The organism is Pseudomonas sp. Pmew2, from assembly GCF_058129885.1.
Genome location: NZ_CM176702.1, coordinates 4,790,635 through 4,809,726 on the forward strand (window position 1 = coordinate 4,790,635; position 19,092 = coordinate 4,809,726).

General features: G+C 59.6%; 27 protein-coding genes. 2 read left to right on the top strand and 25 right to left on the bottom strand.

Features of this window, described 5'->3' with window-relative positions:
• Positions 1-80: 80 nt before the first annotated feature.
• The 25 genes from AC4ANK_RS22095 to AC4ANK_RS22215 form a co-directional block, all read right to left on the bottom strand.
• Positions 81-1,982 carry a hypothetical protein gene (locus AC4ANK_RS22095; RefSeq protein ID WP_147459579.1) on the bottom strand — a complete coding sequence of 634 codons (1,902 nt, stop codon included), beginning with the start codon at positions 1,980-1,982 and terminating at the stop codon, positions 81-83.
• Entirely contained in the window at positions 1,979-4,018 is a 2,040-nt protein-coding gene (locus tag AC4ANK_RS22100; RefSeq protein WP_002552457.1) for a hypothetical protein, read from the bottom strand. The genes AC4ANK_RS22095 and AC4ANK_RS22100 overlap by 4 nt, the downstream gene beginning before the upstream one ends.
• Entirely contained in the window at positions 4,018-4,524 is a 507-nt protein-coding gene (locus AC4ANK_RS22105) for a hypothetical protein (RefSeq protein WP_002552456.1), read from the bottom strand. Before AC4ANK_RS22105 ends, AC4ANK_RS22100 begins: the two co-directional genes overlap by 1 nt.
• A gap of 2 nt (positions 4,525-4,526) precedes the next feature.
• On the bottom strand, positions 4,527-4,970 hold the full coding sequence (locus AC4ANK_RS22110; protein WP_002552455.1) for a GNAT family N-acetyltransferase: 444 nt from the start codon (positions 4,968-4,970) through the stop codon (positions 4,527-4,529).
• Positions 4,963-7,113 carry a phage tail protein gene (locus AC4ANK_RS22115; RefSeq protein ID WP_002552454.1) on the bottom strand — a complete coding sequence of 717 codons (2,151 nt, stop codon included), beginning with the start codon at positions 7,111-7,113 and terminating at the stop codon, positions 4,963-4,965. The genes AC4ANK_RS22110 and AC4ANK_RS22115 overlap by 8 nt, the downstream gene beginning before the upstream one ends.
• Positions 7,101-7,694 (bottom strand): phage connector family protein, encoded by a 594-nt coding sequence (locus tag AC4ANK_RS22120; RefSeq protein WP_200877629.1) that lies wholly within the window; start codon positions 7,692-7,694, stop codon positions 7,101-7,103. Before AC4ANK_RS22120 ends, AC4ANK_RS22115 begins: the two co-directional genes overlap by 13 nt.
• Positions 7,695-7,769: 75 nt before the next feature.
• On the bottom strand, positions 7,770-8,231 hold the full coding sequence (locus tag AC4ANK_RS22125) for a hypothetical protein (protein ID WP_002552452.1): 462 nt from the start codon (positions 8,229-8,231) through the stop codon (positions 7,770-7,772).
• A 44-nt stretch (positions 8,232-8,275) separates the two neighbouring features.
• Positions 8,276-9,139 (bottom strand): phage capsid protein, encoded by an 864-nt coding sequence (locus tag AC4ANK_RS22130; RefSeq protein ID WP_031595292.1) that lies wholly within the window; start codon positions 9,137-9,139, stop codon positions 8,276-8,278.
• A gap of 181 nt (positions 9,140-9,320) precedes the next feature.
• Positions 9,321-10,202, bottom strand: coding sequence for a hypothetical protein (locus AC4ANK_RS22135; protein WP_050512907.1), 882 nt, complete (start codon positions 10,200-10,202; stop codon positions 9,321-9,323).
• On the bottom strand, positions 10,186-10,419 hold the full coding sequence (locus AC4ANK_RS22140) for a Bbp19 family protein (protein ID WP_031595294.1): 234 nt from the start codon (positions 10,417-10,419) through the stop codon (positions 10,186-10,188). Before AC4ANK_RS22140 ends, AC4ANK_RS22135 begins: the two co-directional genes overlap by 17 nt.
• Entirely contained in the window at positions 10,419-12,020 is a 1,602-nt protein-coding gene (locus tag AC4ANK_RS22145; protein ID WP_031595295.1) for a portal protein, read from the bottom strand. Before AC4ANK_RS22145 ends, AC4ANK_RS22140 begins: the two co-directional genes overlap by 1 nt.
• Positions 12,017-12,220 carry a hypothetical protein gene (locus AC4ANK_RS22150; RefSeq protein ID WP_002552448.1) on the bottom strand — a complete coding sequence of 68 codons (204 nt, stop codon included), beginning with the start codon at positions 12,218-12,220 and terminating at the stop codon, positions 12,017-12,019. Before AC4ANK_RS22150 ends, AC4ANK_RS22145 begins: the two co-directional genes overlap by 4 nt.
• A gap of 5 nt (positions 12,221-12,225) precedes the next feature.
• On the bottom strand, positions 12,226-12,654 hold the full coding sequence (locus AC4ANK_RS22155) for a hypothetical protein (RefSeq protein ID WP_002552447.1): 429 nt from the start codon (positions 12,652-12,654) through the stop codon (positions 12,226-12,228).
• Positions 12,655-12,693: 39 nt separating this feature from the next.
• Entirely contained in the window at positions 12,694-12,924 is a 231-nt protein-coding gene (locus AC4ANK_RS22160; RefSeq protein ID WP_031595297.1) for an Acb2/Tad1 domain-containing protein, read from the bottom strand.
• 70 nt (positions 12,925-12,994) lie between these two features.
• Positions 12,995-13,444, bottom strand: coding sequence for a lysis system i-spanin subunit Rz (locus AC4ANK_RS22165; protein ID WP_031595299.1), 450 nt, complete (start codon positions 13,442-13,444; stop codon positions 12,995-12,997).
• Positions 13,441-13,950 (bottom strand): glycoside hydrolase family protein, encoded by a 510-nt coding sequence (locus tag AC4ANK_RS22170; RefSeq protein ID WP_002552444.1) that lies wholly within the window; start codon positions 13,948-13,950, stop codon positions 13,441-13,443. The genes AC4ANK_RS22165 and AC4ANK_RS22170 overlap by 4 nt, the downstream gene beginning before the upstream one ends.
• Positions 13,947-14,198 (bottom strand): holin, encoded by a 252-nt coding sequence (locus AC4ANK_RS22175; protein ID WP_031595301.1) that lies wholly within the window; start codon positions 14,196-14,198, stop codon positions 13,947-13,949. Before AC4ANK_RS22175 ends, AC4ANK_RS22170 begins: the two co-directional genes overlap by 4 nt.
• A 130-nt stretch (positions 14,199-14,328) precedes the next feature.
• On the bottom strand, positions 14,329-14,592 hold the full coding sequence (locus AC4ANK_RS22180) for a hypothetical protein (protein ID WP_031595303.1): 264 nt from the start codon (positions 14,590-14,592) through the stop codon (positions 14,329-14,331).
• A 10-nt stretch (positions 14,593-14,602) separates the two neighbouring features.
• A complete protein-coding gene (locus AC4ANK_RS22185; RefSeq protein WP_080718875.1) occupies positions 14,603-14,854 on the bottom strand; it encodes a hypothetical protein in 252 nt (83 codons plus the stop codon).
• A gap of 2 nt (positions 14,855-14,856) precedes the next feature.
• Positions 14,857-15,132, bottom strand: a complete 276-nt coding sequence (locus tag AC4ANK_RS22190) for a hypothetical protein (protein WP_031595307.1) — start codon at positions 15,130-15,132, stop codon at positions 14,857-14,859.
• Entirely contained in the window at positions 15,129-15,590 is a 462-nt protein-coding gene (locus tag AC4ANK_RS22195; protein ID WP_031595309.1) for a RusA family crossover junction endodeoxyribonuclease, read from the bottom strand. The genes AC4ANK_RS22190 and AC4ANK_RS22195 overlap by 4 nt, the downstream gene beginning before the upstream one ends.
• Complete coding sequence (locus tag AC4ANK_RS22200) at positions 15,583-16,197, bottom strand: hypothetical protein (protein WP_460414674.1); 615 nt, start codon at positions 16,195-16,197, stop codon at positions 15,583-15,585. The genes AC4ANK_RS22195 and AC4ANK_RS22200 overlap by 8 nt, the downstream gene beginning before the upstream one ends.
• Positions 16,151-17,047, bottom strand: a complete 897-nt coding sequence (locus tag AC4ANK_RS22205) for a DUF1376 domain-containing protein (protein WP_160188671.1) — start codon at positions 17,045-17,047, stop codon at positions 16,151-16,153. Before AC4ANK_RS22205 ends, AC4ANK_RS22200 begins: the two co-directional genes overlap by 47 nt.
• Before the next feature lie 2 nt (positions 17,048-17,049).
• Positions 17,050-17,361, bottom strand: coding sequence for a CII family transcriptional regulator (locus AC4ANK_RS22210; protein ID WP_031595313.1), 312 nt, complete (start codon positions 17,359-17,361; stop codon positions 17,050-17,052).
• Between the two features lie 2 nt (positions 17,362-17,363).
• Entirely contained in the window at positions 17,364-17,552 is a 189-nt protein-coding gene (locus AC4ANK_RS22215; RefSeq protein WP_031595315.1) for a Cro/CI family transcriptional regulator, read from the bottom strand.
• An 89-nt stretch (positions 17,553-17,641) separates the two neighbouring features.
• Here AC4ANK_RS22215 and AC4ANK_RS22220 point away from each other — a divergent pair, with 89 nt between their 5' ends.
• The gene (locus tag AC4ANK_RS22220; RefSeq protein ID WP_002552437.1) at positions 17,642-18,358 is read left to right on the top strand and encodes a LexA family transcriptional regulator; all 717 of its coding nucleotides are present in this window, start codon (positions 17,642-17,644) and stop codon (positions 18,356-18,358) included.
• A gap of 514 nt (positions 18,359-18,872) precedes the next feature.
• Positions 18,873-19,061, top strand: coding sequence for a hypothetical protein (locus tag AC4ANK_RS22225; protein ID WP_135000757.1), 189 nt, complete (start codon positions 18,873-18,875; stop codon positions 19,059-19,061).
• Positions 19,062-19,092 lie beyond the last annotated feature (31 nt).

A 19,092-nucleotide genomic window follows, 5' to 3' on the forward strand; every position in this document is an offset into this window, starting at 1 on the left:
AATTTGCACTCATAGCCATGGGCTTGCCTCCTGATTAGAGCGCAAGCCTATGGCGGCAGACCAGACGGTTTCCCGACTATTTAGAGCCTGAGCAAGCAACCTATCGCAGCGTTGTAGGCGTGTGCGTCTTGCACGCCTGCCCGGTACTCTGCCTCGATCTCTTCAAGCGCATCAGCAGCACGAACGCTGTTGGGTGTACCGTCCTCGGCAAAGCCGGTTCTAACCATGGCATCAGGGTTACGCGCCACCGCACCGCGCAGCATTTGCAGCTCTGGTGGTTCGGCACCTGCCGCTGACTTACCACTCTCGCTTACCGGCTCAGCCCCCGTTTTATCAGGGGTGGTAACTTTGGCGGCATCAGGCTTACCACCTGCCGGAGAAACTGCCGGGCCCGGTGTTTCCGGTTTTGGCACGTCAGATGAGGTGACGGTATCGACAGGCTCACGCGGCAAAGTCGCTTCATGCTCGCGCACGAGGGTGTCCAGTTCGTCGCGTGCTGAGCGTTCGTTGATCTGGCGCGGCGTCAACCTGGCTTCGGCGACACCATCGGCCAGCGGCTTGCGTTGGAAGCCCTGAATGATTTCATCTGCTCGAGCGTTTACGCGCTCTTCAAAGCGCGCTGGGGCCTCGCCTCGGTCAAGGGCGTTCAGATCCGCTCGAGCAAACTCGGCAGATCGGTTGCCGTCAAGACTCTCGTTCAGTTCGGTCTGACGGTCAGTCAACTGCGTGCGCTCGTCGGCAATGGACTGACGCGCAGCGGATTCAGCCTGCTTGCGGCTCTGCCCCTGCTGCTGGAACTCTTTTGCTCGAGCGCGGAATGATTCGTCCAGACCATCAAGCGACTTGCTCAAGTTCGCAAGTTCGGTCCTGACGTCCTTCACGTTGGGAATCGCAGCTGTTGCATCCTGTTGCAGTTCGTTGCGCAACACCGGGGCCAGCTCTTCACGAGCAGCTATCAGCGCTTCGGCACGCGACGGTGCAATAGGCGCAACATCGTCAGGCGTGCGCAGAAAGGTCGCCGACTGGATGTTGTCAGGCAGTACCACCGCTTCGCCGCGGTTGATCTGTTCGATTGCAGCACGCAGAGCGTCCTGATGCGCAATGGCGGAACGAGGATCTACCGGCAAACCCGGCGCGGTGTCGATATCGGCGTGCTGCGCGTTGCGTTCTGTCAGCGCGGCGTCGACCTGATCCGTGGTCGGGCGGCGCATCGAGGAGCGGCCAATGCCGAAGAAGGCAGCACCCAGAATGGCATCGGTGGCAATTGCTGTTCCGTCCATAGCGCGATACTGAGCAGCCTGGGCGGCATAGCCGTTCGAATCCAGCAGCGCAGCGGCGGTACCGCGATGGGCCATGCCCAGCCCCACGTTGGCACCAATGGCGATGGCTGCATCACCCAGCACTGGCTTGACGAACTGGGCGGCGGGCAGGATCGCACCGGCACCGGTTACTACGCCTTCGCTCAGGCCCAGCAGCGTGGCGGTGTTCTCGTCGATACCCTCGGCCATAGAGACGGCGCGGCGGGAGTAGCCAGCGGGCGCACCGGCAGCAATCGCAGCACCGGCAGGACCAGCAGCCACGGCACCGATCACGGCACGCGGCAGGATCGCAGCAGCCTCACCAATGATCTGACCGGCAATGCCGACCTCTGCGGGATCTGGGCGCAGGTCCATGACGGCACTGGCGGTTTCCTCGCGCAGCGTGTTCAGGTCATCCCCGATTTTCTGCTGCGACTCCCGGCTGAGCGTCGTGGACTGGGTGTAATCGAAGATGTTCTGTTCTGGCCCGCCACTGAGAATGGCATTCCAGTACGTTGACTCTGCCGCCGCCCCGCCCTCGATAGCGCCACGCACCAGACCTTTGCCCAGCGAGTCATAGCCACCTTCGAAAAACGTCGGAGCCAAGCGCTCAGACGTCCGTTCAAGCCGCTGATCCTGGCTCGCGGCCTCGCTGTCATCAAGCATTCCGTCTAACCAGCTCATTTGACTTTCACCACGACAGGTTGATTGGTTTTCGGATCAAGCTGAATGCGGCCAGCGTTGAGCAGGTAATACGCCCCCTCAGTGCCCGGTACCGCCGACAGCGGCATGTCGTTCAGTTGTTCGACCGATAGGCCCGCGCTTGCAGCAACAGCACCCAACTGGCCGGTAACGGCCTTGTCGAATGCATCATCGTCCATGCCGTATGGCTTGATGACCTTGTAGCTCGACCCGCTAAACCACCCACCACCACGGGTTGTTACGCCGCCTGTGATCATGTCTGCGGCCTTTTTGGCCAGAGCACCATCGACGTCTTTTACAGCCGGGTCGTATCGCTTCCCTGATGCTTCTGCGAGGCCTGCGTATATAGCCTTGAAGCCCGTGTAAGCATGCTCGCGCTGCTGCGTGCCACCGGGCATGGCGTTGCCTACGATGCTTTCAAACGATGCTTGCATCACCGAATCTTCTGGCGTGGCAACGGACTTGTCTTTCAGGATCTTGCTGCCCACCATCAGGGTTTTGGCAACGTCGGTGCCGTCTGCAGCCTTGAGGCCTCGATACTGGGCCATGCCCGCCAGCAGCGTGATAGGTTGCTCTGGTGCAATCGCTTTGATCGCAGCGGCAGCGTCTGGGCCGGTAGGCGCTGCGCCACCAACGGCGGCCAATATGCCGATCTTGGTCTTGTCGTCGGCAGCCTCGTACCCTGCCTTGATCGCTTCCAGCTCTTGTGCCTTGAACGGAACGCGGGAAACCTCGGGGCCGTACTTCTTGCGCACCGCATTGGTCACGTCAAAACGGGATGCGATCTGCTCGCCCAAAGCCTGCTGGCCCTCAGTGGTACCGATTTGCGACAGGTCCAGCGGCTCAACGTCACTGCCGGTGCGCAGCGCCGAGAACGACAGCGGGTCGGTTTTCATCAGTTTGACGTTGGTATCGATTGCCGATTGCAGCCGGTTGAGGTTGGCCTGTTCGGCAACGCCCCCGCCATTTGCGGCCATCTGCTGACGCTTCTGGTCGACGTACTGCTGCTGGGCCTCAATTGGCTGGCGCAACAAGCCCTGAACCTCTGCCATCTGGTTGATGCGTTCCTTGAACTCGCCCGCTGCGGACGTACCCGAAACCAGCGATTGCCAACGCTGCTGATCGGCGGGCGTTGGCGGAATACCAGTGGCGGCTTGGCGGTCCATCTGAGTTAAGGCGCGTTCGGCCTTGTTTTCACGGATTTCAGCTTGGCGTTCGTTGTGCTCTTTGATCTGGTAGATGCGGCCGGTGATGGTGTTCAGCAGCTGGGTGCGCTTCTCCGGATCAAGCTTGCCAGCGTAGAACCCTTCGCCAGACGTCAGGTCGTTCTGGATCTTCTGCATGGTGCCCAGGTTGTCACGGGCTTCGACAACGCGCTGCGTGGCATGCGTGGTCCAGTTGTTGTCCTTGAACTGCTGCTTGCGGTTCTGCCACTGCTCGCCATAGGCCAGGTGCCCGGCAATGTCGATATCCTCGGCATCCATGCGGGCGTTGATCTGATCGATGTTTGCGCCAGGCATAGCAGCGTCTTTGCCAAGCAGGTCCATGCGTGACGTCAGATCGGCAGCGGCAGAGTCTTTCCGGGCGGCAACCTTGAGTGTCTGAACGCCTTCCAGCCCTTTGATTTGCATCCGTTTGGCAGAGCGCTCCAGCTCGCCAGCCGTGGTAGGGTCAAGGCCAGACGCCTGCAAGGGCTCAAGCTTTGACACCGCCGAACCATAGGTTTCCTCGAGTTGGTCATAGCTAAGCTTGCCGGTGGCCACCTGCTCGCTCAGGTCGCGATTGATTGCGCTGATGGCCGTCTCACGGTCCAACAGCGAGTTGCTGGCCTTCACCTTGGCAAGTGCGCTGTCTTCGCGCTGCTGCTGCTCAAGGTATCCCAGCGCACCCGTCGTCACTGCGTTGGCGATTTGCTGAGCGCCACGCGCCTCGCCGCTTGTATCGCGGGTGATGACTCGGTTTTGCTGGACCTCTGGCATGACCTGAGGAACGCCCGGACCGATAGGAATTCTTGCCATCAGTCTGCCCCCCCAACTTTTGCCGTTGTCCCGTTACGGGTTGCCGACGCCTTCCATGCCATCCCCGTCTGAGCAGCACCAGCCAGCACGGTGCCAGCTGCTTGGGAATTGGCAGACGATTGTGCTTGCCGACCACCTGCCGCGATGTTGCTGGCATCCACGTACCCGCGCTTCTTCTGGTTTTCACCATTGAATATCGTGAGAGCCGCATCCTCTTCGGCGTTACCAATGATCTCTTCGTTGATGTTGATCGCGGTACCGGCCCCCACTTCCACGCCAGACGCGGCCAGCGCAGCGTTTGCTGAGCCAGCCTGCGTTCGTGCCAACCGTCGTATGCGGTCAGCCTGGACGACTGCTGCACTGGCCGCACCGTCTGCATCGATCTGAGCCTGATCCGACTGGGCCTCGGCGTTGAGGCTCGCCTGCTTGCCTGACTGCACCGTCGAATAAGCCGAAAATGCGGTTGCGGCAATGGATGCCGCGATAATTGCCGTTTCAACACCCATGGTCAAAGCTCCTTACTGAAAAATAACCCGGCATCAGCAAAGCCCAGGCTGCGATAAAGATCAGACGTTCCGGACACATGGATGCCGGTTGTGATTCCGATATGAATGCGTTTCGCCCCCTTGATGCGAGCCCACTCAATGAACGTGATCAGCAGCCTTGTGGCCGTGATACCGCTGCGGGTCTTGGGATCAAGGAAGAACGAGTAGTCATAGGCCAGCAGATCGTCAGAGAACCACTGTTCAGTCACGGCACCGGCAAAGCCGCCCACAACCTCGCCGCCGACCTCGGCAACGAAGATCACGCCAACGCCATCGATCAATGCGTGCAGAAAGCTGGCGGCCTTCTCGGGTATGAAGGCCATCGCGGCATAGGTGCTGGTCTGGTGAAGAGCTGTGCCCAGTTCAATCAGGCGTGGGACGTCGTCGTGGGTGGCTGGCCTAATCATTGAATGTGACCTTCTTGATGACGTTGAGCAGATGGAATGGCAGCGGCTGATCCTGCTCGATGGTCAACACGGCTTCGCCGCGCTCCCATCCAAGGTTCTCCATGCGATGCACGCCGGTGAATAACGCGGGGGATTTATCCAGCACCTGATTGCCCATGTTGCGGAAAGCAACAACCTGGCCGTTGATGCTGCACCCGATGGTTTCAAGGAAGCGCAGCGTTATTTCAGCAATCCGCATGCTGTTGCCCTGGGCACTGCCGGTGCCGCCCTGAACTTCTGGCGTCAAAGTAGTGATGCTGGTTTTGAAGTGCAGGCCGATCTGAACCGAGAAGGCGTTACGAGGCAGCGTGATCTGGCCGCCCGTTACGACCTGAGGTTGCAGCACAACACCGTCGGCGACGACATCCACGGTCTTGCCCTCCAGATGAGCGAGCCCGCCCCAAACGCTCGCACCCGCTGCGCTAAAGGCGTTGATACCGCAATCGACCTGCGTGCCAGGAACAAACCTTTCGAGGTAGCGCACGTTCTGACCATTCACAGTCCGGCGAACGACAGCCCACACCTGATCACCTTCGGCCGAAGGGATGACGGCTACTGACTCGTATGCGCCATCAGTGACCTGCCTTGCCCAGCCCACCACATCCTGATCACGGTCAACAGTCATCGTGGCCATGACGCCATCCGAGCGAACCATGAAAAGAATCGATTCCGGCTCTTGTTGGAAAGCCATGTCCACGACCCCGGACTTGGTCGCATGCTCGGAAAGCACAGACATATCCGGCGAGCCGTAGCTGTCCGAATCGTATTTGTAGGCCATTGCGCGCAGTTTCCGGCCGGCACGCTGAACAAAATACAGCTCGTTGCCGATTCGTATCGGGCGCACGCCATTGCACCCGTACACCGACTGGTTCTTGATCTGGATGTTGGTCGGGGTGATTGGCTTCTCAACACCGCCTGTGACCGTGAATTCACCGCCATAAGTCAGTGTCACAAGCGCTTTGACCTGGCCAACGTGCATGATTGGGTTGATCTGGTCAGAGGACACGTTGAACGACATGGCGTCGTCGTCTTTGGTGCCAAGCTCGAAGTTCAAATACTCCCCTGTCCGCGACTCCCAAATTGTCTGCGGGTAGTTCGGTGATCCCGCCGCAACGAGGCGCTGCTCGTAAAGCGTGCCGGTGCTAGGGTACCCGTCGAAATCGTTCCAGACGCTTGCCTCAAGGCTCCAGGCACCAGCGGGCGCAGCCACGACGGACGTAGCGATAGATCGAATCACGGCGTTCACAACCGTTGAACTGGTGAAGCCAGATATCTGGAACAGCCCACCGTTCAGCTTGACGAACTTGCCCACGTCCTCGGGACGCCAGCCAGCAGCGCCCAGCGTCAGCGTCACCGTTGCGCCGACCGGCGAGAATGCACTGGCTGTGCAAGTCGTTTGGGGCGAACCCTTGAGCGACCATGTAGGGTAAAGGGTCTGCGAGAAAGCATTGATCACCAGCACCGATACGGAGCCTGAAGAACCAAACGCCGTGATGCGTGCAATGCCGCTCCCCGCCCAGATTTCCCGGCCTACGTCTGAGATAAAGAACGCAGGCGCGCCCGGCGTCACTGTGCTGGCGGCACCGGCAGCGGGGTTGGTGATAGCCATTGCAAAGGCAAAGTCCATACCGCGCTCTTCAAATGGCGTCGTTACAAACGGCGCGGGGGCCAAGCTCCATTCGGTGTTACTGATGCGTTTGAGCCGATAGATCGGAACTCGACCATGAAACAGGAACATGGTGTCAGCGCCTTGCACGTACTCCAGCGCCGCCAGCATCGTCTGACCATAGGGGCTTGCCAACTCAACACCTGTCCACCCCCCATTGGGGTAATAGATCCTGATGTAGAAGTCTCCGAACTCGATCATGTATGCCTGTTCAGTGTTGAACACGTAAGGCACAAGGCGTGCGCGCCGGTCTGGAAACTTGGCTGCAGCACAGAAGAGAGTGCCGTTGCGCCGTGTGACGCCACCATGCACAAGAGGCCAGGCATTCTCTATGACCTTGGCCCCGTTCTGGTAACGAGCGATATCGACACGACCAAGCATGCGAGGGGAAAGCTCGCCGGCCGTAAAGTTGGTCTGGATGAGGGTCAGTTTCGCCATGATTGGCCACCCTGGAACCTAGCCGCGTAAAGACGTTCGTCACCGAGCGTTTGCGGTGGGTCTTCCTGACCGTCAATGGCGCGTGCTCTGCGCTTGGCCATTTCAAGGTCTTGCTTTACAGACTGCTGTACGGCGGATGACTGCGTGATGGCGTAAGCCATTTTTGCCGCCATGGACAGCGTCATCAGCTCAACAAGAGCCGCGTCCCAAGTGTTTTCCACTTCGTTGCGAAACACGTACTTGAGTTCCAGCACTGTCGTGTTTGCCTGGATACGCTTGCCCTCAACCACGTAATCGATCTGAGCATCGGCTGATCCGACCTCAAGCACGCGCAGGCAGTCAGATGGCAACTCGAATTGCTGGTCATAACCAAACGCTGGGGGCTCCGCGTCAGGCGCAAGCACAGCGCGCCGGATGCAGCAGTTCCACGGATGGTTGCGCAGCAGGTCATCCCTTGTAGATGGATAAAGATTTGCAGCGATCTTGGCCCGGTCCACGGCCTCTTGAAAGTCGTTGATCGGCTGCGCACCAAGCATCAGCAGCGCGTTGGAACAGATCGACACAGCGGTCGCCATTGTCATCCTCACAACCTCCAGATAAAAGAACCGGGGCACTCGGCCCCGGTTGAATAATTGCCTTCCGTGGCTGCGCCCGAATCAGTTCTGACCGGCGTACTGCGCCACCAGCGTGATCACCTGACCTGCCTGCAACGCAGCGCCCAACACCTGCGAGCGAAGTTCGCTCATGTCGGTAGCGTCATTGGGCTTGACCACGCCCACTTCGAACAGCGCACCACCGGCGTACTGGTTTTCAGCAGCCGCACTGCCTGCGGCTGCAAGGCTGGCAGTGGTCATGTAGCGGTTGGCCAGAACAGCGTCGCCCAGGTTGATGCCAGACGATGCAGCGCCAGCGCCGAAATAGAACTTGGTGCCAGGCATCAGGCGCGCACCGAGAGGCAAGAAGCCCCACGAAATGACGTCGCCAATAGCCTGGCCACCGGCTGGAACGGTGTAGGTGCTAACCAGCACTTGAATGTCCGCACCTTGAAGGTTCGGTTTCACCAGCGTTTGCGGGTAAGCCACTCGGGCTGCCGCGAGAGATGCGAGAACGGTTGCCATTGTTGAAGCTCCTGAATCATGGGGTTGAGGGTGAAACGCCTGGCTTACGACTCCAGACAGGCGATCTCAACAACTTTCTCTTCCTCGACGCGGACCGCACCGATGGACATTTTTGCGTAGATACGGACGTTGAAGCCCTTGCCCGGATCTTCGCCGACCTTGGTAGTGATCTCCGCGCCCTTGCCCAGAACGACGCCTGATTTGGCGTAGGCGTTCAGGTAGCGGGTGGTACCGGACTTGCCCATGCGCTCGGACGGAATCCAGTTGAAGCCCATCCACTTACCGCGAACGCTGCCCTGTTGCAGGAACTGGCCAGCCAGGTAGTCAGCGCTGGTCAGGGTTGGGTCGGCGAGAATGTCAGCGGCAGCCTGTGCGCTGTACACCATGTACAGCTCTTCGCCCGCTTCCTCGTCGGCTTCGTTCAGGCGGAAGATTTTCTTGGCCTGGATGATCTTTGCCTTGGTGAGGCCAGTGCCGCCCACGGCAATTTTCTGGCTGGTTGGCAGGATGATCTGGCCGGACGTGGCGCGGGAGAAGCCGCCGAGCGCACCGATGATTACGTCATCCTTGGCGCGGTTCAGAGAGTTGACCATTGCTTTGACGTAGTCCGACGTCGGGTCAACCAGCATGCGGATCTTGTCCTGATCATCGACCATGTCGCCGTCTTCCCAGTCGTAGAGGTCTACGTACCGGGTGCTGTGCGGTTGATCATTGATCGGGGTATCGCCGTGGCGCTGGGTGCGGCGGGTCGCGGTACGTTGACCCAGACGGTTAACCGACTTGGACATACCGACGATGTTCGGCTCGATGGTGACAGTCGATTCCAGTCGGCTTTGCGACTGCTGAGCGACGTGCATGAAGTTGTCAGCGAACTGCTGGACAAAAGCTTCGGTGATCTGTTGTGACATGTAATGCACTCCAATGCAGATAGTTGATTGCCTTCCGGGTGTCCACTTGCGTGGGCCGGGTTCCTGGCGTGCATCGGCTGTGCTGCGCCTCGGGGCTTTCCGGGTATCTGCATGCCATCGCAGGCCGGTCCATTACTGGAATGCCTGCGATGTTGTGCGGGGGAGTCGGTCGGTTTCCCGACTATTTGGTGACGAGGCGTGAGGCGGGCTTGTTGTAGCGGGAGTTGTACATATCGTTCAGTTGCTGGCGCAGGCCCGGCAGCTTGGGGTCGTGGGCTGGCAGGGCTTGAATCTGGCCGCGCAGCTCGGACGTCTTGACGTCGAAGTCACCGTCATTGACCACGTTGCCGCCGTTGATCTGGCTGTCTTCCCTGATTTCCTTGCCGATATTCGCGGTGAACGCGATGAAGTCCGGGTCGTTGCCGTACTTGCTCATCAGCGCTTCGAAGCTGCCAGGCTTGCCCGCCTCGCCCGCAAACGCCTGGGCTGCGCGGTAGGACGATTGCAGGTTGCCCGTCATTGCTTGATCGTCTGGCCACAGTGTCTTGAGTGTGGCGGTGCAATCCTGGCTGGTGAGCTGCGCTGCGCCGCCGACCAGTTCAGGCGCTACACGCATGTATTCGCCGATCACGAACGAAACCTGATCATTCGTCAGGCCCTTGGCATGCGCGCCTTTCAGGAACGACTGGGTGCTCTCGTCCGCCTTGAACTCTTCCCAGTTGAAACCCTCGATCTCGACCTTGGGGGCATACTCTTCGGCGGTCTTGGGCGGCGCATCACCGGAACCAAGGCGCGTTTCGAGGTGTTTGTACGCTTCGGACATCTTGCGCGACGATGCTTCCAGATCAAGGGTGCCGTCCTCTTTGTTGGTCCGATACTTCTCCGGGATGTAGTCCGAGCCTGCGACGTTGGCCAGCACTGAGCCGGGTGCAGGTGCTGGCGCTGGCGCTGCTGGAGCGGGTGCCGGGGCAGGTGCTGGACCACCGCCCGGCGAACCCTCAGTCCCCGCCTCGGCCATCAGGAACACATCCATGAACTGGGAAAAACTATTCTTCAAACGCATTGGTATCTACTCCGTCCGCTCTGTTGATTTGGGAAACGATGAACTCCAGCACACGGCGCTGGCCGTCACGCTGGTAGGTTTCGAGGACTGCATCAATCCCGCCCTTGACCACTGCTGGCCTGGCGAACTGCTGCGTGAGCGCGTCGAGGATCAACCGGCCTTCGTGGTGATCCTCGAACACGCGCTTGTACATGGCTGCATCGACTTCAATTGCCATCAGGCTGCTGCTCCCGGTTGCTGTTTCATTGCCGTCTGAGCAGCCATTTGCTGCATGGCTGCCTGCTGTTCTTGCTCCTGCGCGGCCTTCTGCTGCGCTGCACGATCCTCGCGGAGCTTGTCGCGGTCGGCTTTGCTCCGGATGACCGACGACGGCACGCCCAGAGCCTCGCCCTTGAAGCGCTGGGCCTCGTCCATGTCGATGTTGTCCATGACGCTTGGATCTGCCTGAGCAACGATCAGAGCGCCCTGCACGAACTGGTCAATGGCGCTGACCTCCTCGAGCTTCTGAGAGCGTGCCAGCGGCGACAGGTAGCGAACGGTGAAGTCACGACCGGCCAATGACTCTGGGGCCTGACCAAGCACACCAGCGCGATACGCAATGCCGAAGCACCGCTCAATCATCGGTTGCAGGTACTCGGTTTGCAGGCGGCCATAGACTGGGCCCAGCAACTGACGGATCAGGTTCACACGCACATGCACTTCGGTTGCCGTCATCGCCGGGCCGTCCTGTGCCTGAAGCTGATCGGCCATCAGGATCTTGCGGATAGAGCCTTGCAGGCGGGCAATCTTGGTCTCCGCGTACTGGAAGTTGGAGCCGCTTTGCAGGGGCTTCATGCTGTCCACAGAGTTCGCAACGATGATCTTGCGCGGGCCGACCTTGACCGTGCGCGGGTTCAGCACGCCGTCGTCCTCGGCAATCCACATACCAGCGATGGCCAGGTCACCGGCAGCCAGGTCCATGCGGCACAGCTCGTTGAGGGTGCGCGAGTCAGGCAGTGCGTCGAACACCGGGCCAACCGCGTACACGCTGTCCGGGATCATCATCCAGCGCGGCACAACGACTGGCATTTCGTGATAGCCCGACTCGCTAACCAGCGTCTTGGCGGCGACTTCGACCTTGCACGAAGCAACCGGCATGTTCTTGGCCAGCCGAGCGCCGACCATGTGTGTGGTGCGTGGGTAGATCGCGTGAATGAACTCGACCAGCTCCTGCGGCTTTTCCTTGGCCAGCTTGCGCGTGGTCTCGCTCAGGTTGTCCTCGCCGAACTCGTTCACCGCCTGCTCTGCCGTGAGCTTGTACGTGCGATACACGGTGTCGATCTTGCCGCCAGCCTTCGACGCCGAGCAGTACACGCTCGCGATAGGCCACAGATCGAACGTGAAGCCGCCCTTCTCCATGTCCTGATCGATGTACAGGGCAAACCACCCAGCACACACAACGTCGATAAGCCCCTCAAAGGCGGCTGCGTCGAAGTTGGATGCGTGGATGTTCTGCCAGAGTATGTCGGCTGATCCGTCCAGCCAGCGGCGTTCCTCGTCGCTCTCCTGCCCCACGTCCATGCCGAACCACAGTGAGTTGGCCGGGGTCAGGCCCGACATGATGCCGGACGAAAGAATCCGTGCAGCGTCCGTGGTGGTGCCGTCGATCATCCTGGCCTTGCGCATCTGCGCCTCCATGGCCGTGATCTGTTCGATGCAGAAGCCACTCCCCCGGATGGGGTAGCTATGGTCAAAGCAATCGCGCCAGACCGACTCGTGCGGCGAGCGTAACGACTTGAGCGTGCTCAACGTTTTGCAGATCTGGGCGGCTGTCATCATGATCCGAGAGTGCTCTTACCTTGGCTGAGTACGGTGCCTTGCGCGCCAGCACTCGAAAGCAGGCTGCTCTCGGACTTGCGTTTCTTGCGCACGGCGGTTTCTTCGTTGGCAGCTTTGGCGGCGGCATCCGCTGCCTTCTGGGCTGTGACGGCCGGGTCTTCCGTCTCAACGACTTTCGGTTTGCTTGGCTTGCTGCCCATGGGCCTTACTCCTTTGCCGCTGCGGGCTCAGGGCACAGCCAGCCATCGGCGGTCATCACTGCGGCTTTGAGCTTGGTGGGGTCGACCGCGTCAGGCTTGGTCGTGGCCAGTGATTGGCTCTGGGCCTGACTGGCTGACTCGTCGGGCTTGACGTAGGGCGCGCCACCGTCGATCAGGCGCAGCGCCTCGGCTTCGGCTTCGGGCTTGTCATTGGTCATGAACTCGCTGAACCGCTCGCCCTGTGCATCAACGATGATCCAGCGGCCGCCACCGTTGTGCTTGGCGACGTACAGCGGGGCCTGCGCATTGGCGGTCAGGCTCTCGTTAGCGTTGGGGTTGCCCGTGTTGGCGTCACTGATCGCGCCTGCAAGCGGCGTGATGGTGGCCAGCGGTTGGCCTGGGGTTTGGGTGGTGAGGTCGTCTGGTGCTGGCATGGTTGTGTCTCCGGTGCTGCTGCGGGTGAATGGCGGGGATCAGGCGAATGGGTTGTCCGAACGGGCAACACCCTTGGTCAACCACATGCAGGCCTGCTGCAAATTGGTGACGGCAAGGGCAATGGCGCGCTGATCAACATCGGGGATCGCTTTCAACTGCTTGACCAGCGCAGCGGCATCAGCCTCAAGAGCCTTGATGGAGTTGATACCGTCGATCTCAGATTGCGTGAGGTCGCGATAGCCGGTGATTTTCTTGTGCTGGTTGTCCATGGGTGCTGCCCTCGTGATGGATGTGATCAACGAGGGCCAGCATCGGTGTGGCGGGTGGTCGGTTTCCCGACTATTTGCGAGGGATGCAAGCGGTGGTGATGTAGTCCTGCAGGCCGTTCAAGGCGCGGATGGCGTCGTCTCCGTCGTTGGCGATGGTGACAATTCGTTCAGCAGACGCTGGGTCAATGTCGGCTCGCGCTTGATCATCATCCATGCCGGTGGGGCTGGCGGTGCCTCGCACAGTGGGACAGGTGGCTTTGACTGACAGCCTGCGCTTGCCAGTAGCGACAGCAGCACGCAACTGAGCATTGGTGTTCTGGGCATTGGTGAGGTCCTGTGTGTGCTTGGTGTCGAGGTCGAGCAGCAGTCGTTGGGTGTTGCGGCGAGATTCGGCGGCGGCCTCGAGCGTGGCAATGGTGCTGGTTGCGCTGGTCAGGCTGGTGCTGACGTGATCGATGCGCCAGAGGGCGAGCAACAAGCCCACCAGCAGCACAGCGCAGATGCCTGCAAGGATCTTCATTGCGCTGCCCTGCACTGTGCGTTGCGCTCAACCTGACGCGTCCACACGCCCAGACAGCGCTTGTTGCCCGGTGTCGAGCAGTCATAGCCAGCGGCATAGCGCCACTTGAGCAGGGATTCGCAGGCCTGCGCGTATCGCCCTGCCAGCAGGTTGGAGCGAATCGACGACTGACGCCAGTTGCCCAGTCCGTATTGGCCGACGAAGTCCATGTACAGATCGAACTCGGCTTGGTGCAGGCGCACGCCAGGCAGTGACGCGGCAAACTTCTTCTCGTCCTGACTGATCAGGTTTCGGGCCAGCACGTCAGCACGCTGCGGTGTGATGCGGTCGCCCAGCTTGACGGGGCTGCCGTCTTCGTACCGGGTCGAGCCGTGGCCGATGGTGGCTACGTCGCCCACGGTGGGGATGATGGCGTGATCGGTGAACCCTTCGTTGGCCTTCCAGGCACCAAGCCCAGCGAGGCTCATCGTCAGCACTGCGACCGCGATGCGGTTACGGGCGCTCATCGGCGGAACTGCTCGCGCAATGCTTCGATGCGGGCGGCGCTCTCGGCGTCCTCACGTCGATCTTTGCGCACTTGGAAGTACAGGTTGATCAGCAGACCGAGGACGGCAATCACAACGCCTGATATCCCGATCCAGTTCACTTGCGACAGCCAGCCGACAAGGCCAGCGGCCCCGCCGACCATCATGCCTTTGCTGGCAACTGACGCTCCGACAACCTCAACGATGCTTTCCGGTGCCGGACTAGCCATGTGTCTCTCCTGCTGGGGCTTCATGGGTGTTGCCTCCAGGTCAAAAAAAAGCCCAGCGCGGTGGCTGGGCATCGATGACAGCAGGATCGTTCTGCGGATCGGTCGGTTTCCCGACTATTTCATTTGGCCATCAGGTCAGGGCCGCACCACCAGCAGCCTGCCAGCACTCGTACAGCTCCTGGGTTTGCTTGCTGATGTACTTGCCTTCGTGGCGCTCGATGTTGTGATTGCGCATGGCTGCGAACTCCTCAAAGCTTGGCGCTGAGCCTTCCAGCAACGCACTGGCAGAATCCTCCAGCTTCTTCGACAGTTCGTGATTGCCCGCCAGTGACGCCCGTGCAGCCGCGTCCGACAGGTTGATTGCGCGTTGTTCGACTTCGGGTGAAATTTTCATCGGTGTTACCTCATGCTTTGGAGTGATAAGCCCACCAGTCGCCGATTGCGACCATGGGAAGTGCGGCGCGGTCACCACCTGTGACCTGCACCCAGAACGAGATAAGGCGCTCTCCCTCGCTGTAACGCGGTTCAGCGCCTTGCTTCCAGCCAATCAGCGTGGACTTGGGTACGGCTATGTGTGACGCGACAGACGACAGCGAGTAGCCCCGGCGCAAAAGCACCGTGATGACCTGAAACCAATCGATCTGTAGGGGCGTCAAGGTCAGGCCCCAAACGCGTGCGCACGCGAGGCAGGCAGTGATTGAGCGCACTGCGCCCCACTTACCCCCCACATAATCGCGTTAGTCATTTCAGCGATAACCAGCGTGAAAGCTATAACCGGTTCGTTCATCTGGTCGAAGTGGAACGGGTGTACAGCGCGCCTCATACCGAGCATTGCCTCGGGCTCTCCTGGCTGTTCGAGGTCGGCGTCGACACACAGCAGCACCCAGCCATCGGCGAGCTTGTGCGTGGTCCAGATCAATTTGGGATTGGTCATGATGGCAATGCCTCGAGGGGAACAACACGCACGTACACACCGGGCGTGGAGCTGAAACGCTTGCTCAGGGAGACGTTCACAACCTGCACGTCGTCCTTGAACACGATGCCGTTGATGCCGTCGCAGATGGCTTTCAGGACGTTGTCGGCGTCTGGTTTCTTGGTGGGCATGACCTGACCTGCAAGTGCCTGGGCGGTTTTCTTCTTCGACCATGACGCGGCGATGGGCACCATGATTCGCAGTTCCATCAGGACCGGGCAGCCGATCAGCTCGCGACCGGCCATCACGACGCCTGCGTGCAGGGCAATCAGTTCTTCGTAGGCTCTGGTCTCAGCTGGCGTATACAGCATGGGCATGGGCTTCCCCCCAGGCTTCGCGGCGAGCATGCGCACGCGTGGCCTGCCCTTGCCTACTGGCTCACCGGGTACCAGAAACGTGACGGGCTTGTGATCAGACATGGTCGTTTCTCCGGATGCCAAGCATCGTCAGCAGCTGGTAACGCGCCGCCTGTGCGTTGTTTGGTATGCCCTGCGCAGCGACAAGGGCCTCAGCTTCCTTGCGGGAATGCTCGAGCTGGACCTGTCGTGGGTCGCGCATGCTGTCGTGGCCGACGCCGTGAGCAATGCGCCCTTCCAGATTTTGGCCGGTCTGTGCACGGCGCATGACGATGGCGTAGTTGCGTTCGAAGCGTTGGCGCAGGGCCTTGTCGTTGCTGTCAGAACCGTGCAGGTCGAACGTGCTGGTGGCTTCTGCGGCAATGCGCACGGCTTCGTGGGTGTACTTGCCTGACCTGGCTTCGTCCCATGCTTGCGCCTCAGTCGGCAAGCCCTTGACCTGCAAGCACAGCGACAGGAACACATTCGCAGGTGGTGGCCAGTCGAATTCATCGCCGCGTTCGATCAGCGCGTGCAAGCCGTTGGCGATCTGGATGCCGGTGACGCCTGCCAGGACCTTGGCCCATGTGTGTTCAGGATCAGCGATCACGCCAAAGCTCGACGTCCAGCGGTGTCCGTAGAACTCAGCCATCTTGATCCACAGCTTGTCGAGAAGCGTCCTCGAGAGCATCGCGCTCTGCGATTGCGGCTCGGACACGGTCTGGAGCAGAGAGGGGGCCCTGTCGAGCAGGTCGTGAGTAGCGATCTTGGGGACCACGGCCCTGATTGTTTTGGGAATTTCCCGATAGTTCGGCGTTTTGGTTTCCATCGGTACTTCTCCCGTTGGCCTGCTGGTGGCGAAGGTCACGTTTCAAATGCTGGGCAAGTGCGTGTTCCCACTTGGCCTGGGTGCGGTGTTCGTCAGGGGATGCGATCCAGAAAGACTTGAATTCGAGCAGTTGCGATTCGTCGAACTGCTGGTTGGCCATGGCGTTCATGGTCAGCACGGCGGCGAATGTCTTTTCGCAGGGAAGCCAATCGGGATTCATGCTGAATTTGGCCCGATTGTCGAAAACGTCCTGCGCGTAGAGTGGTGGTGTATCTCTTATCTCGTCTCTTCTCTTCTCTTCTTTATTCGTTGGGTTTTCGTTCAACGAGATTTCAACGGGCGTTGAACGGGCGTTCGCAGCCTTTGGTTTACGGGCCTTTGCGGCCTGCTTGCGAGCCTCGGCAGAAGCCTTTCCGGCTGCAATTCGTTGAGTTTGTGTTGCATGAACCGCTTCTAAATCCCGCTCAATTCGGTCATGAACCCATTCGTTATCACGCTCGTTGAAGAACTCGTTCAACGACCGTTCAACGTCCGTCCAACGCTCGTTGGAAAGTCGTGCGATACGAGCAAGTCGAGACACTGGTATGGGCTTGCCGGTCTGCCAGTAGTTGAAGATCAGCAACAGGTACGCGCCATGCTCTTCGGTGTTCAGATGCATGGTGTCGGCGAGGTAGTCAGCGACGTAGAGCTGCATGTACGGGAGGGCGGCCATGATCAGTCCCACCCGAGCGGGCCCGGCCGCTTCTTCTCAGCCTTCAACCCGATCTCTGCCAGGGTTTCCAGCGAGTGCAGGTAGGCAGGCGTGACGAGCATCGCGGACTGAGGAACGACGCGCAGGCCGAGGAACGACAGCACCTTGGCCCATCTTGCGTACTCGCCCTCGTTCCACCTCGAAACCGTGGACTCACTCAACCCGGTTTCACGGGCTATCTCTTTCTGACCCACGGACAAAACCCGCTGCAAGATCAGGGTTTCCGTCTCCCGTGCGGTTTCATCGGTTTCTTGGCTTACTGAGGTCGTTGACATGGTCAGGCCGCCGACTGCGACGCGCTGTCCGCGCCTGCTTTCAGCTTCCCGTTGGTGAGTTTTTCCAGCTGGTACTGACGTAACTCAGGGACCTCCTCCCCCCACTGCCGCACAGCCTCATAAGTGATCTTGAGGGCCTTGGCGAGGGCGGGGATGGAGCCATAAAAATCGATAGCTTGTTGACGTTTCATAGGCACCTCCAATGCTCGTTCGTCAAATTCAAGCATGCTTGTACTTAATAAGCAAGCATGCTTGACAAGCTAACTTGTAGATTGGGCAAATGAACATCACTGATCGAATGACAAAGCTTGTGCTGGTCCGAAAGCCTGAAACCGGCGTGCGGGGCGTGAAACGGCTGATATCCAACACATGTGGAGTCAGCTACGAGGCAGTGCGCCAGTGGTTTGCGGGAGACACAGGAAACATCAAGAACGAGCATCTGTTGTCCCTCGCTCGATCCCTTGATACGACTGTCGATTGGCTGCTGGACGGCGCTGGCGAACCACCACAGCGACGTGCTGCGGGTAACGTCGCGCAGGGTGACTTCACGCGGCATCAAAGAGACGACGAGATTGATATCCCTCAGTACGACGTCGTTGGGTCAATGGGCCCAGGCCAGGTGCTGCCCAAGGAATACATTGAGACGGTACGCAACATCACGGTGCGCACTGAATACCTACGTGAGCAGGGCATCACCTACACCCATGACAAGAACCTATCGGTGATCACCGGGTTTGGCGAAAGCATGGGGGCAACCTTTGCCAGCGGCGATCCGCTGATTGTCGACCAAGGCATCAACGAGGTTGTGGTTGATGGCGTGTACGTCTTCACGCTCGACGGGATGCTCTACATCAAGCGGTTGCAGCGCCTTCCGAAGATGTTGCGCATGTTGTCTGACAATGAAACGTTCCCGCCGTATGACATCAAGGGCGACGAGCTGAACAGTATCGTCATACATGCCCGGGTGCTGCTGGCCTGGAATGCGAAGAAGCTATGAAGATCGAGCGCATTCTTGTTCTTGGGTTCACTGCCACGATCATCACGATGGCGGCCTGCACATACGTCATCCGCAAGGAAATACGTTACGCCTCTTACTCGGCCTCTCCTGACGCGGTTGTCAGGCAGTTGGAGGAGGAAGGATCGAAAACCCGAGACCTGATCAGGTCAACCCGGTCCAGATAGAACCAATCTGAAACAAGAGTCACCGAAGCCCGCCATTGAGCGGGCTTTTTTTCGTCCCAAGGAAATAAACACAAGGGAACTTGCACATAAACCACAAGCATGCTTTTATATATGCAAGTCCGCTTGCATGTGCGGGCCTTGGCGAAAGTCAGCGCTCTTTAAAAACCAAACGATTCACCGCTGATGGCTTGGAAAGGCTTTGACGCGCTGGGCGGGGGCGATTCCCTCACTGGCTGCGCCGTATAGACCTCGGGGCCGTTGGCAAACGGAAAATTTCACTGATGTACCTGGGCAACCGGGTGCATTGGGAAATCAACCGGAGAAACACCATGGAACAAGCGACCGAAACAACCGTGAAATGCACCCGCTGCCGCAAGCCTGCTGACCCTGTGATCTATCGAAACATCATTGATCAGGCAATCCACCCGATCACCAACAAGAAGTACGTCCGCACCCAAAGCTTGCCGTTCTGCAGCGAAGAGCACGCCAGTCACGAGCAGATGAGCCGGGAAGGCTGACCGCATCACCTCTGTCCATTCCAACGAGTGG

Bases quoted from the DNA above. Each gene is read 5' to 3' on its own strand.
- AC4ANK_RS22160 (WP_031595297.1), bottom strand. From the start codon at position 12,924: ATGGACAACCAGCACAAGAAAATCACCGGCTATCGCGACCTCACGCAA.
- AC4ANK_RS22195 (WP_031595309.1), bottom strand. From the start codon at position 15,590: ATGTCTGATCACAAGCCCGTCACGTTTCTGGTACCCGGTGAGCCAGTA.
- AC4ANK_RS22200 (WP_460414674.1), bottom strand. From the start codon at position 16,197: ATGCTCTCGAGGACGCTTCTCGACAAGCTGTGGATCAAGATGGCTGAG.
- AC4ANK_RS22120 (WP_200877629.1), bottom strand. From the start codon at position 7,694: ATGACAATGGCGACCGCTGTGTCGATCTGTTCCAACGCGCTGCTGATG.
- AC4ANK_RS22215 (WP_031595315.1), bottom strand. From the start codon at position 17,552: ATGAAACGTCAACAAGCTATCGATTTTTATGGCTCCATCCCCGCCCTC.
- AC4ANK_RS22155 (WP_002552447.1), bottom strand. From the start codon at position 12,654: ATGCCAGCACCAGACGACCTCACCACCCAAACCCCAGGCCAACCGCTG.
- AC4ANK_RS22140 (WP_031595294.1), bottom strand. From the start codon at position 10,419: ATGGCAATTGAAGTCGATGCAGCCATGTACAAGCGCGTGTTCGAGGAT.
- AC4ANK_RS22110 (WP_002552455.1), bottom strand. From the start codon at position 4,970: ATGATTAGGCCAGCCACCCACGACGACGTCCCACGCCTGATTGAACTG.
- AC4ANK_RS22220 (WP_002552437.1), top strand. From the start codon at position 17,642: ATGAACATCACTGATCGAATGACAAAGCTTGTGCTGGTCCGAAAGCCT.
- AC4ANK_RS22205 (WP_160188671.1), bottom strand. From the start codon at position 17,047: ATGGCCGCCCTCCCGTACATGCAGCTCTACGTCGCTGACTACCTCGCC.
- AC4ANK_RS22150 (WP_002552448.1), bottom strand. From the start codon at position 12,220: ATGGGCAGCAAGCCAAGCAAACCGAAAGTCGTTGAGACGGAAGACCCG.
- AC4ANK_RS22225 (WP_135000757.1), top strand. From the start codon at position 18,873: ATGGAACAAGCGACCGAAACAACCGTGAAATGCACCCGCTGCCGCAAG.
- AC4ANK_RS22175 (WP_031595301.1), bottom strand. From the start codon at position 14,198: ATGGCTAGTCCGGCACCGGAAAGCATCGTTGAGGTTGTCGGAGCGTCA.
- AC4ANK_RS22190 (WP_031595307.1), bottom strand. From the start codon at position 15,132: ATGACCAATCCCAAATTGATCTGGACCACGCACAAGCTCGCCGATGGC.
- AC4ANK_RS22095 (WP_147459579.1), bottom strand. From the start codon at position 1,982: ATGAGCTGGTTAGACGGAATGCTTGATGACAGCGAGGCCGCGAGCCAG.
- AC4ANK_RS22115 (WP_002552454.1), bottom strand. From the start codon at position 7,113: ATGGCGAAACTGACCCTCATCCAGACCAACTTTACGGCCGGCGAGCTT.
- AC4ANK_RS22165 (WP_031595299.1), bottom strand. From the start codon at position 13,444: ATGAAGATCCTTGCAGGCATCTGCGCTGTGCTGCTGGTGGGCTTGTTG.
- AC4ANK_RS22170 (WP_002552444.1), bottom strand. From the start codon at position 13,950: ATGAGCGCCCGTAACCGCATCGCGGTCGCAGTGCTGACGATGAGCCTC.
- AC4ANK_RS22100 (WP_002552457.1), bottom strand. From the start codon at position 4,018: ATGGCAAGAATTCCTATCGGTCCGGGCGTTCCTCAGGTCATGCCAGAG.
- AC4ANK_RS22145 (WP_031595295.1), bottom strand. From the start codon at position 12,020: ATGATGACAGCCGCCCAGATCTGCAAAACGTTGAGCACGCTCAAGTCG.
- AC4ANK_RS22180 (WP_031595303.1), bottom strand. From the start codon at position 14,592: ATGAAAATTTCACCCGAAGTCGAACAACGCGCAATCAACCTGTCGGAC.
- AC4ANK_RS22130 (WP_031595292.1), bottom strand. From the start codon at position 9,139: ATGTCACAACAGATCACCGAAGCTTTTGTCCAGCAGTTCGCTGACAAC.
- AC4ANK_RS22125 (WP_002552452.1), bottom strand. From the start codon at position 8,231: ATGGCAACCGTTCTCGCATCTCTCGCGGCAGCCCGAGTGGCTTACCCG.
- AC4ANK_RS22135 (WP_050512907.1), bottom strand. From the start codon at position 10,202: ATGCGTTTGAAGAATAGTTTTTCCCAGTTCATGGATGTGTTCCTGATG.
- AC4ANK_RS22210 (WP_031595313.1), bottom strand. From the start codon at position 17,361: ATGTCAACGACCTCAGTAAGCCAAGAAACCGATGAAACCGCACGGGAG.
- AC4ANK_RS22105 (WP_002552456.1), bottom strand. From the start codon at position 4,524: ATGGGTGTTGAAACGGCAATTATCGCGGCATCCATTGCCGCAACCGCA.